9 protein-coding genes are annotated in these 11679 nt (G+C 50.6%); 3 read left to right on the top strand and 6 right to left on the bottom strand.

What is annotated here, in order from left to right:
- Nucleotides 1–23 precede the first annotated feature (23 nt).
- On the bottom strand, nucleotides 24–1058 hold the full coding sequence (locus ACES2C_RS13925) for a PLP-dependent cysteine synthase family protein (protein WP_374163691.1): 1035 nt from the start codon (nucleotides 1056–1058) through the stop codon (nucleotides 24–26).
- Nucleotides 1059–1231: 173 nt separating this feature from the next.
- Between ACES2C_RS13925 and ACES2C_RS13920 the strand changes: the two genes are divergently transcribed.
- The gene (locus ACES2C_RS13920; RefSeq protein WP_374163690.1) at nucleotides 1232–1693 is read left to right on the top strand and encodes an Lrp/AsnC family transcriptional regulator; all 462 of its coding nucleotides are present in this window, start codon (nucleotides 1232–1234) and stop codon (nucleotides 1691–1693) included.
- Between the two features lie 189 nt (nucleotides 1694–1882).
- On the opposite strand, the gene ACES2C_RS13915 is transcribed toward ACES2C_RS13920, so the two are convergent.
- The 3 genes from ACES2C_RS13915 to ACES2C_RS13905 all read right to left on the bottom strand — a co-directional run bounded on the left by ACES2C_RS13915 (nucleotide 1883) and on the right by ACES2C_RS13905 (nucleotide 8278).
- The gene (locus tag ACES2C_RS13915) at nucleotides 1883–5629 is read right to left on the bottom strand and encodes an AAA family ATPase (protein ID WP_374163689.1); all 3747 of its coding nucleotides are present in this window, start codon (nucleotides 5627–5629) and stop codon (nucleotides 1883–1885) included.
- A gap of 4 nt (nucleotides 5630–5633) precedes the next feature.
- Nucleotides 5634–6875: an exonuclease SbcCD subunit D C-terminal domain-containing protein gene (locus ACES2C_RS13910; protein ID WP_374163688.1), complete on the bottom strand. Its 1242-nt coding sequence runs from the start codon at nucleotides 6873–6875 to the stop codon at nucleotides 5634–5636.
- Nucleotides 6876–7216: 341 nt separating this feature from the next.
- On the bottom strand, nucleotides 7217–8278 hold the full coding sequence (locus ACES2C_RS13905) for a hypothetical protein (RefSeq protein ID WP_374163687.1): 1062 nt from the start codon (nucleotides 8276–8278) through the stop codon (nucleotides 7217–7219).
- Nucleotides 8279–8644: 366 nt separating this feature from the next.
- On the opposite strand from ACES2C_RS13905, the gene ACES2C_RS13900 reads away from it, so the two are divergent.
- Together ACES2C_RS13900 and ACES2C_RS13895 are read left to right on the top strand one after the other, a co-directional pair.
- Nucleotides 8645–9514 (top strand): DUF808 domain-containing protein, encoded by an 870-nt coding sequence (locus ACES2C_RS13900; RefSeq protein WP_374163686.1) that lies wholly within the window; start codon nucleotides 8645–8647, stop codon nucleotides 9512–9514.
- Nucleotides 9515–9874: 360 nt separating this feature from the next.
- Entirely contained in the window at nucleotides 9875–10504 is a 630-nt protein-coding gene (locus ACES2C_RS13895) for a hypothetical protein (protein ID WP_374163685.1), read from the top strand.
- A 53-nt stretch (nucleotides 10505–10557) separates the two neighbouring features.
- Here ACES2C_RS13895 and ACES2C_RS13890 read toward each other — a convergent pair whose 3' ends face one another.
- Both ACES2C_RS13890 and ACES2C_RS13885 read right to left on the bottom strand, forming a co-directional pair.
- Entirely contained in the window at nucleotides 10558–10884 is a 327-nt protein-coding gene (locus ACES2C_RS13890; protein WP_374163684.1) for a multidrug efflux SMR transporter, read from the bottom strand.
- A gap of 69 nt (nucleotides 10885–10953) precedes the next feature.
- Nucleotides 10954–11589 (bottom strand): Crp/Fnr family transcriptional regulator, encoded by a 636-nt coding sequence (locus ACES2C_RS13885; protein WP_374163683.1) that lies wholly within the window; start codon nucleotides 11587–11589, stop codon nucleotides 10954–10956.
- Nucleotides 11590–11679 lie beyond the last annotated feature (90 nt).

Below are 11679 nucleotides of genomic sequence, written 5' to 3'. Positions count from 1 at the left end.
TAGACTTTCGCGAAAATAACAATTTATTTTAAGCGGCAAATCGACTTATAGCTGATAAAAGCGGTATCAGTTGATAGGTATCCGGGCTTTACCGGCTCTTCCTTCATCAGGTCGGTGCTCAGATACTTTTTGTTACTATCACTTAGAACCGTAGCGACCACGGCATCTTCACCTAACTTCTCTTTCAGCTTAATGGCACCAACGATGTTAGCACCAGAGGATATACCCACTGCCAGTCCAAGCTCGCGCGACAGTTTCTGTGCCATGATGATCGCGTCGCCATCGTTCGCCTGCACAATCTCTCCAAGCTCCTGTTTGTCGACAATAGCAGGGATAAATTCGTCAGAGATCCCCTGGATACGGTGACTTCCTGTCTTATAACCGGTACTAAGAGTTGGCGACTCAGCTGGCTCAAGGGGATGAATGCCCACTGCCGGATTCATTTTCTTCAAATAGCGGCCCGTTCCCATCACGGTACCTCCCGTACCCACGCCGGCCACAAAAGCGTCGCAACGAAGTCCCAGGCTTTGTAACTGTTCCCAGATCTCCGGTCCTGTAGTGCGTTCGTGCGCCTCTGCATTATAACGGTTCTCAAACTGTTGGGGCAGAAACACGCCACCTTGTTTGGCTAACACCCTGCTTAGCTCAATACTCCCCAGAAAGCCACCCTCCTCCTTGCTGATCAGTATAATTTCGGCGCCGAGACTCTGAATGATTTCCCTTCTTTCCCGGCTGAGCCAGTTGGGCATGATGATCTTCACCTGATGCCCTAAAGCCCTTCCAATTGCAGCAAAGGCAATACCGGTATTCCCGCTGGTCGCTTCCACAATAGCGTCGGAAGGAGAAATACTGCCGCACTCATACGCCTTTGACAGAATATAAAGAGCCATCCTGTCTTTCACGCTCCCCGTAAGATTATAGTGTTCACACTTCGCATAGATCCTGGAGCTCTTCCCCTTGTACTGATAGGAGAGCTCAATCATAGGTGTGTTCCCCACCAAATTCCATAGATTATTAAACTTCTGCACAAGTGCGGGCTCTGCCTGTAACAATTCCATATTTCTGATCCCTTATTTTCCGTATAAAGGTCGCCACTACAAGCATTCAGCACCAAGAACCGCCCTACTTTCCATATTTTTATCGGAAATTCGACAAGATTCCCGACTTTTTTCCGATTTTAGACCAGGAAGAGAACTCGTATTACCGACATTTTCAGTTCTGCATAAACAAAATGAATGGGCTAGATCCTACCGACCTCAGAATATTACAACTCCTGCAACAGGATGCCTCGCTCACTAACAAGGACATTGCCGGCAAGCTTCACAAGTCGACCGCCACTATCCATGAGCGCATCAGGAAACTGAAAAATCAGGGTTATATCAAGAAGATTGTGGCTATACTAGACCGCAAAAAGATAGACAAGACGCTCATCGCGTTTAGCCAGGTACTCCTGAATGAGCATACGGCGAGCACCCTAAAGCAGTTTGAAGAGGAAGTAACCAAATTCCCGGAAGTAATGGAATGCTTTCAAATGACCGGCACCTTTGATTTTATCCTGCGTATTGCTACCAGCAATATGGATGAGTATACTGACTTTTACAGGAACAAGCTCGCCACTTTGCCCAACATCACCACCGTTCAGAGTTTCTTCGTCTTATCGGAAACAAAAAGCGACACAGCATACCCTCTGTAGTACATTTTTGCCCGCGAGAGCAAGTTTACAAAACCCCCGCGGCCTCGTTCGCTTACAATCCGCTTGGCCACGAGCCCAGGGCACTGTATTTACCATGCTCAGGATGGGAAAAATGATCTGAACGGTCAGGACAATTTTAAGCCACTCACTGCAACTACTATGCTCAGGATCAGAAGCCTCCGGAACTTGCTATACCGCGACCGAACTTCCGGTTACACTGATCCCGCTCTTTCCGCTGCTTACCTTACTCACCCTGATCTGCACTGGTATCCGCTCTGTCATTTCCTGCACGTGCGATATCACACCAACCTTTCTCCCCTGATTGTGCAGGCGCTCTAATGCGTCCATCGCAGTATTTAAAGTTTGCGGATCGAGCGAACCAAAGCCTTCATCTATAAAGAGTGACTCCACTTTCATCCGGTTGGATGACAGGGAAGCCAGACCTAAAGCAAGCGCCAGCGACACCAGGAACGATTCTCCGCCGGAAAGTGAAAAGACAGTCCTGATCTCGTCTCCCATATCCTGATCCACCACCTGGAGGGCAAGCGAATTGGGGATCCGCTGCAGTACATAACGCTTGCTCAGCATTTCCAGATGCAGGTTAGCGTAGCTGAGAAGCACGTCAAGTGTGTACTCCTGCGCAATCTGCCGGAACTTCTTACCGTCAGCCGACCCGACGATCTCGTTCAGCTTTCCCCATTGGTCAGCGGTATTGCTTTGGAGTTCAATCGACCGGAGGAGTTCCGAAATCCGTTCCTTGTTTTCATGATCCTGCCGAAGACGGATGCCGATGCCTGTGCACTCCTCCCGCTCCTGAGCCGAGCGCTCCTTCAAATCCTTCTCTATCACGATCAGTTCATCCTGCGTCAGCTCAGACAGACGCTGCTGTTCATGCAGCGCATAGGCAGCCCTCCGCTCGTCGGCAATCGACCTGGAGCGCATCACCGCATCATCTATTGACCTTAGCTCTGCTCCTTCTGCTTCGATCCATTCCGCCGGAAGCGATAAAAGCTCATTCAGCATCTCTTCCCTGAGAGGTTGGGAGGCAACGGCATTGTAATTGGACAACCACCGGCTGATCTTCTCAGAAGAATCGGCTGCCTGCCTCGCTAAAAACGCCACGCTATTTTGGCCCTGTTCCTTCAGCGCCTGTAACTTATGAGACTCTGCTTCCAGTCGTGCCTTGCCGTCACCTTCTTCTTTTGCATGATGCCGCGCTGCCTCAATGGCCTGTTGAAGAACCGCTTCCACTTCCGTCACGGCTTTACCTCCAAAGAGCAGGCTGCGGTCATCTTTCAGCCGGGCGCAGGATTCGCGTAGTCTGATCCAGGACTCCTCACACTTACTGGCGTCCTCCGCCAGATGCATCAGGCGCTCTCTCATTCCCTCAACGCCCGCCACCAGCAGGTCGTACTCGCGCGAGGACCGTTCCAGCTGTTCTCTTTTGAGCTTCCACTGAGACGCAAACGTCCTGATCCTGCCAAGGAAGGAATCAGGATTCGCTTTCCAGTTTTCAAACCAGCCCTCACTTGCAAAATAAGGAGACAAATGGCGTTCGGTTTCTTCCAGATCTGTATGTATCCTTTCCTGATTTTTATCATTCAGCTGCTTTTTTTCTGTAAGCGAATGCAGGTTCCTTTCGGCATCTTTTATCTGATTCCGAATATCGTTCAGGCTTTTCTCTAAGTGTTCTGCTTTGCTTCTCTGGTCTTCCAGGATCTGTTTCTTCTCATAGTAAGAGCGGATCTGCCCATGCAGTTCTGCCTGCAAGGCTCTCTTTCCGGCCAATTTTTCCTGCAGCCACCCTGCCTTCTGCTCATCTTCCACCAACAGGCATTCGTTCTGTACGCTTAAGGCGGCCCAGGAAGTCTGAAGAGTATGGAGCCTCGCGTCCAATACCGCTTTTTCTTCCTCCTGTTGCGCTATTTGCTTGTCCAGCTGTTCGCAGGTTACCTGCAGGCTGCTATGGCGTGTAAGAGCACTACTATACGCCGATTCATTCTGCTCGTGTTCGGCTTTCTGCTCTTTTAAAAGATCATGAAGCTGGCGATCAGCGCTGAGATAAGGATGCTCTGTACTTCCGCATACAGGACATTCTTCGCCCTGAACAAGCTGAGAGCGGAGCGCCTCAACATCTTTACTGAGGGCCTGCTGCGCTATCTGCAGCATACGGAAGGAGGCATCGCGCCGCGCTTTGATTGCCTCCAGACCAGAAGCAAGCCCGAGGACTTCCATTCGGCTCGCACTAAGTGCATCCCTGTTCTTCTGCAGGCTGCTGATCAGCTGATCGTGTTCTCGCAAGCTCTGGTACAAAAGTTTCCATTGCCCCTCAGCCGCAATGAGTTCTTCAACCGAGGCATCCGCCTTCTGTTTTTCGTCCTCAATGCTTGTTATTGACAGAGCCGACAGGGCGCTTGTTTCTTCCCCGATCTGGTTCCAAAGCTTATCCAGCTGCGTTTCCTCTGCCGAAAGCAGGATGTTGAGATCTGCGTTTCGAGCTGTAATTTCGTTAATCGCTCCCCGGATGTTCTTATTTTCGTCCTCAATAGATTGCAGACTAAGCAGCTGTTTTTTAGTATCAGATAACCTGGAAGTGATCACCGCCTCGTTTTCCGCTATCGCTCCGCGCTCCGCATTTCCCTTTATCCACTCTTCCAGGAGATGGATCTGTTGCTTCAGATCCTCCGATTGCGCTTCCTTTGCTTTTTGCTGCTCCGCATATTCATCCCGCTTTCTTGAAGCGGCCCTGTAGTCTTCCTCCGCCTTACCGGCCTGCTCTTCCTTCTCGCGGATTTGCACATCCAGGTCTCTGGCCCGATCAAGCAAGGGCTGCGCTTCCTCCCTTTCTTTGATCCTTGCCGTTAAAGCTTCTTCTGCATCCCGGAGCCGGCCAAGCGCCATTTCTTTTTGTGCCAGAAGCTCTCTCATTCTGTCTTCAAGATTCAGCAACTCCTTTTCCCTGACAGATTTTTGGTCCAGCGCAGTGCTCCTGCCGTCGAACCAGGTCCGCACAGCCTGCGCCTGCTTTGCCTGGCCAAGCCTTTGCCGACGACCCTCCGCGCTTTGTCTCGCTTCAAGTGCTATCGCGTAAAGCTGCTCGGCCTCATCGCAGCTGCCCTTTAGGGCCGCCTGCCTCTCATGCCAGGACAGTTCCTTATGTATCCGTTTTAACTGCTCATCGCTTCGCTTAATGCTGTTTTCAAGCTCTTCCTTGCGGATACGGAAGGCATCGTACTCCTCCTGAGTCAGCGTATCAATCCCCTCTCTCCGGAGGTTAAGATCTTTCAGCTTCTGCAACTCTTCGCGATGACGTTCGAACACCCTCCTTGAAATTTCCGAGTATACTTCCGTTCCGGTGAGCTTTTCCAGAAGCGACGACTTCTCATCTTTGTCAGCTTTGAGAAAGGCAGTAAAGTCGCCCTGCGGCAACAGCACTGACCGCCTGAACTGCTCGAAACTCAATCCTACCAGTCGCTCTATCTGCGGAAGCAGGTCGGTTTTCCTGCCCCCGATATCCGCATTTTTGCTGAGGTTCCTGAGACCCATCTCCGCAGCCTGCAGTGCGCCGTCTGCTTTATTCCTCGCTCGCCTGACGCTCCACCTTGCGCGGTAATGATCGCCGTCAACTCCTACAAAATCCACTTCTGCAAAGCCATCCGCAGTACCATCACGCAGGATCCCCCGCACATCGTTCTGGCTGATCTTGCTGCCCTGAACATCCTCCACCTCAATGCCACTTTCCCTTGCCTGCACATAGCGCGGCGTTTTGCTGTATAAGGCGAGGCAGAGGGCATCGAGGACCGTCGACTTTCCTGCCCCGGTTGGTCCGGTAATGGCGAAGATGCCCGCAGAGCATAGCGGCTCACGGGTAAAATCTATCTCTGTTGTCTCTTCCAGCGACGCCAGATTTTTAATCCGAATAGCTAATATCTTCATACTCTTAGTCCGCTTGCGACGCTGCCTGGCTCACCTGGTTGAACAACTGAATCATCTCCTGCGGGGCCTCGTTATTATATTTCTGCTGATATACTTTTCTAAACACGTCGAGCGGCTGCAGATCATGCAGCTTATCTGCCGAAATGACCTTGCTTTCGGCAATGCCCCTCTCCTCCGCCGGAGTTCTTGCATCAATCCTGGCCAGCCTCACATGTTTTCCACTTAAAGCTGTTTCAATCTTGTGCCGCAGTCCCGGCTCCGGCCCCTCAATCCTTACCCGCACCTCCAGGTAGGGAGGCTCGCCGCTGCCGCTTGCAGCGTCGGGCAATTGCTGTAAGGCCATAAGTACTTCAGGAAGTGCGCTGTGCACCGAGGGAACACGCTGAAGCGCTACTGACAGCGGTACTTCTACCGCTTGCAGCTTGCTGATACCCTCGGCGGCAAGATCGAATAACATCACCTGATGTTTATAGTGGATCTCCGAAAACGACATAGGGATCGGACTTCCGCAATAGCGGATGTGTTCTTTCCCGCCTATGCACTGCGCCTTGTGGATATGCCCCAGTGCCACGTAACGTATCTCCTCGGCAAAAGCGCCGGCTGAAATGCACTCAACGCCTCCCATGATCAGCCGCTCCTGCTTGTCCATGTCAGACACCTCGGCCTTTTGGGCATGAAGATGCCCCATGGCAATAAGAGCCTGACCATCTTCCTTTACTTCTAAAGCTTGCTGATACGCCTCCTTGTAAAAACGTTCCACGCCCTCGGCGTAAGGGTTATCACAATCAGAGACTGCAGGGTAATCCCCCATCCGCAGGAACGGTACAGCCAGACACCAGGCAGCCACCCTCCCCTCCTTGTCTTTGAGCGGAATGGTCAGCTTCCGGTAGTCAATATTGCCTTCCGCATCTTTCTCCACAACCCCCACAATATGAATGTTCGAGGATTCAAGCAAAGGCTTCGGCGCTTCCAGTCGCGATGCAGAATCATGATTACCTGCGGTAATAACCATTTGAAGCTCCGGCTGAACCCGCACCGCCTGGTTCAGAAAGCTGTAGAACATCTTTATGGCTGCCGCCGAAGGATTTGCCAGATCGAACACATCGCCACTAATCAGCAACACCTCAACATCATACACTTTTATTGTTTGCACCAGCCAGTCCAGGAACTGCTGGTGTTCATAACTTCGGTCATATTCGTGAAACAACTGGCCGATATGCCAGTCTGCCGTATGCAAGACCCTCATTTACCTGAAAGATTGGTTTAAGACTATCATGTCTTATAAGTGATTTACTAAGCCTCACTACTTTCACCTCGGCATCAGACAACCAATAACCGGCTTCCGGAAAGTGAAGTAGAACTAAAAAAAGGCTGAGATGTAAATGTAAGAGCACACAGGTTTATTTGCAAGAGCCGGAATAATAAAAAGCGAACGTCACCAGTTCAGCTATCCTCTTTTGATGATTTCGGAGATGAACTACCAGTTGTTTTTGAACTCCAGGAACCCGGAAGTGAAGATACAGGCCCTGCTGGCTGATCTCACAAACGAAGACCGTTACTCAGTTTCTATAGCTTTTGCAAAGCTCCTTAGTCCTCCTTAAAAGACGTACGCTTCCCTTTCAGATCAACCCAGTCATCCTCCTGCGATCGCTGCTCTCCTCCCGAGTCTGTACCGCTCCGATTCCAGGGCAGCAGCAGCCGTCCCTCACCCATCAGTTTGTCTACCTTCTCACGCATCTTCCGGCCTGGATAATCACTGAAGAACGACAAGAGGACCTGAGGCCCCGCCTCGCGCAGCTTCTCGTAGCGCTGCCTGCCGTAACCCTGCCCGGCCTCATCCCGTGCCGGTATGGCTGCAATGATCTCACAGGGTGAGAACTCCTTGCTGTTGAGGCTGCCGTAGGTCTTGTCGAGCCGGTTATAGCTCAGGTACTCGAGTGAAGCCGCCAGCAGCAGCAGGCAGCCCTGAGGCCACTCGCCCTCAAACATGGGTAAGATCAACATTCCGGCTTTTGAAAAGCTGAGCAGCAACAGGCAGCCCTGAGGCCACTCGCCCTCAAACAGCAGCTCCTGTGCCGGAAGGGGACTGAGCCGGCTGAGCACCACATCTTTCACGTCGACATACTCATAGAACTCCTCCCGGAAGTTGAAGGCCACCAGCACAAAGCGGATGCGGAAGCGGCCCGCTTCATAGAACCGGTCGAGCAGCTCGCTGTCCACCCCCAGGGAGGGAAGCGAGACCTTCACCTGCCCCTGTTCGGTAAGCGAAACGCGGGGTTTCACCTGCAGGGAGGGGAACAGGCCGCTGGCGGCATTGAAGCTGAAGCCCTCCAGGAAGGACAGGTCGCCATCGTGCAGGTCGCGTTCCCCGCGCTCTTTGGAGCTGGCCCGGATGCTCCTGGATACCGCCGACGTGAGGCGGTTGACCATGGCCCCATCGTGCAGGTCGCGGTGTGAGGGGTGAAATGCCTGCCGGATGATGCGGGCAGAGGAACTGGCCAGCTCGAACTCGCAGGCACTGCGAATGCTGGCAGGAGTCTGTTTCTTTCTTTTGGGTTTACTCTGAAGGACGTTCCTTCCCCGGTAGGTGCGGTACACCACCGATCCGGCACTTCCATGAATGCCGCCGTTTTTGTCAATAATTGCCATAATGAACTCGTCAAGTTTAAAGCAGGAGGCCATTATCGAACAACAGAAACTTCGGGATCAGCTCAATCAGATAATAAGGTCGTAAAGGCCTGTCCGCCTGGTTAATTCAATATAAAGATGAGTATAAAAAATCAAGGAATCAATAGGGCCCTACTCGCTAAGTAGTTACAGCTAAGAATTTATACCCTGTCCAAATAAGCACTCAGAGTCCACGTTTTCAGGCAAAAAGGTGGGATAAAGGTGGCATATCAGTAGCTTTTTAATGGCTATAATCACACCAGGGTCAGGTTTTGGGGAGGACGCGATTAGAATGACAATGCCGGAACTTTTATTTATGTTTACGGCAGGAATACGACTACCGACACTATGGCTTCAGGCATTTTTGCAATTTTCGATGATATCGCTGCTTTGATGGACGACGTTGCAGTAACTACAAAAATAGCAACGCGCAAGACGGCAGGAATTTTGGGAGACGACTTAGCTGTAAATGCAGAAAAAGCGACAGGCTTTCTCTCATCCCGCGAGCTGCCCGTATTATGGGCCATTACCAAAGGCTCCCTGCTCAACAAGGTTATTATCGTACCAATTGCCTTGCTGCTCAGCATGTTTCTTCCGGCTGCCATCAAGTACATCTTAGTTTTGGGAGGATTTTACCTCGCCTATGAGGGTGTAGAAAAAATAGTGGAATACCTTTTTCATCGTCAGAAAACGGGGCATGAGGTTATTCAGGAACGAAAAGAAGACGAGAGCGCGGCAGAAAAAACCAAGATCAGGTCTGCAACTACGACCGACTTCATCCTGTCGATCGAGATCGTCATTATCGCTTTGGGTGCTGTTGCTGACCAGATGCTCAGTATTCAGATCATCACCGTCTCTGCAGTTGCATTCCTGGCCACCGTGGGTGTGTACGGACTTGTTGCGCTTATTGTAAGGACTGACGATGCCGGCTACAGGCTAATCAGCCATTCTAACAACAAGGGCCCCTTGTTCATACTGGGTTCGCTGCTGGTTAAATCCCTCCCCGTTATCATCCGGATTCTGGCGGTAGTAGGAACGATTGCTCTGATCCTGGTTTCGGGAGGCATCCTGGTACACAATATTGAATACGTTCATCATCTGTTCCCTTCATCGCTGCCTCCGATTGTTGGCGAGATCATTGCAGGACTGGTGGCCGGAATCCTTGCTGTTGTCCTGATGACAGGCGCAAAGAAAGTACTATCACTTTTTAAGCAATAAAAGTAACATTGCCAAACCTGCTTCAGGATTACCGGTTCTTCTACGCAACTTCCGGAAAAGAAGAAACAAACTACCGGGTGCTTTGTATATAAAAGGACGTATCCTTCAGTTCTCCGCTACTGTCCAAGCACAAATACTTTAAACGTAGTTCATTTCTTTTAAAGGCTCGGTTATGGAATCATTTACTTTCGCAGGACCAATCGCAGGGCGACTCTGCAACATAACAGTTGTTCGTTGCGGAGAAGTGTTTATTGTTTACGAAAACAATGACATCGTCATCCATCTCAGAAAAGTTGCAGGAGAATGTCTTGTACACGGTCCCAGACGGGATGCGTTAACAAGCCTGGAATTCGAATTTCTATGTTCGGAAATAAAGGCGCAAATCTGCCTTTTAAAATAGCTGACATAGCCTTGTCAATAAAGATCAGAAAGATCAAAAGAACAAAAGATCGCCTCATTACTTATATTAGTCTTTACAGAAGAATGAACATGATGCGATATATCTGCTTATCCCTTATTTCCATGGCTGTCCTCTCCGGCGGATGCCTTAATCGAAAACATGCTGGTGCGTTAAACGAAAAAACAGTGGAACCAGGGGCTCCGCGTCCTCTCGAGGCTCATCTCGGATTAGCGGCTAAAACCTTCAAAAAGGATTCCGTACTACTCTCCTTTACCGTATACAACCATGCCGACACTGCCAGCCGTTTCTGCAAATGGGAAACACCCTTTGAACCGCACCTGGGAAAGTATCTCGAAGTGAAGGATGAGCAAGGGAACGAAGCCGCATTTAAAGGCGCGATGGCAAGACGCGTGATGCCTCCGCCCCCTGAAAGCTATATCAGTATCCCGCCTCACGATAGCGTGAAGACGGTATTCAATGTGGCCCGAAATTACTCGCTGGCCAAGGGACGGTACACCATCAGCTATACAGGAGAAGGCGTGAGCGGACTTAAGGGAGCGAATGATATTAGAGTAGAGGTTACGGACTAAGCGCCCAGCTAAAGCTGGCAGGCCTGTCGCTTCAGTTATGGAACCAGGACAGCTTAATGCGAGACCACCTTCAGGCCGATAATAGATCCTATCAGCGTGGTAAGGAAGAGTAAGCGAAGAAAGGTGGCGGGCTCTTTAAATATCAGAATGCCGACTGCTACCGCCCCTACGGCTCCAATTCCGGTCCAGACGGCATAAGCGGTGCCCATGGGCAGCGTTTGGGTAGCTTTGAGTAGAAGAGCCATGCTCATGCAGAGCGAAATGACAAAGCCTGTATACCACAGGTACATCTCACCGCCTGTCGTTTCCTTTGCTTTTCCCAGACAAAAGGTGAAGGCCACTTCAAACAAGCCCCCGATAATTAATATAATCCAGTTCATATCTCTTTTCGAGAGGCAAAGATGGCAAATGGTGGCGGGTGCAAATTTTACAAATGTTAAAAAATGATTTCAATAACGGCGACCGGAACGGATACGGCTGAGGCTGACTTGCGACATCCCAAGGTAGGATGCTATATGTCCCAGCTGAGCCCTTAACAATAATTCAGGCTGTTCTCTCAGCAAATCGTCATACCGTTCCTGCGCGCTCTTGAACTGCATCGAGATAAGCCTTTCCTCGGCTTTTATCAATTCATTTTCGGCTAGCTTCCTGCCCCAGTTGGCCAAATGAACATCCTGATGATAAAGCGAGCGCAGCTCGGATATAGCAAACTCGTAGAAATGGCAGTCCTCAAGAAGCTCAATGTTCTCGTAACTTCTCTCATTGGAAATGTAGCTCTTCATTGACAGCACGGGATCTCCTTCCCGGCCGAACCAAAAAGTCACCTGTCCGTTATCGGCGTCAGAATAAGCCCTCACCAGCCCCTTTCTGATAAAATAGATGCTTCTTTCAACGCGGTCGGCCCTCAGCAGCGTATGTCCTCTGGGAAAGCTTGCCTCCCGGGCCTTTGCTTTGAGCGCAGCAGCTGATGCGTCAGGCAGCATGTAAAGCTGCGCTATAATCTCGTCAATGTCCATACAGTTACTAATGTAGGGCGAAAATATCAGATCCTGAGCATGATCCCGCTCTATTGAAGGTCCAGACACGCAGGTCTGCTTTTTGATGATTCTCTTTCCCGCAAACAAATATGCGGGAGTAATTTGTTGTATAAGAAGCTTCTATTCTAAAAAACACCA

The sequence above is a fragment of the Arcticibacter sp. MXS-1 genome (assembly GCF_041902385.1).
In the GTDB taxonomy this organism is placed as follows: domain Bacteria; phylum Bacteroidota; class Bacteroidia; order Sphingobacteriales; family Sphingobacteriaceae; genus Arcticibacter.
Note: the sequence above shows the minus strand (reverse complement) of the source record. Positions and strands in the feature narration are given on the sequence as shown.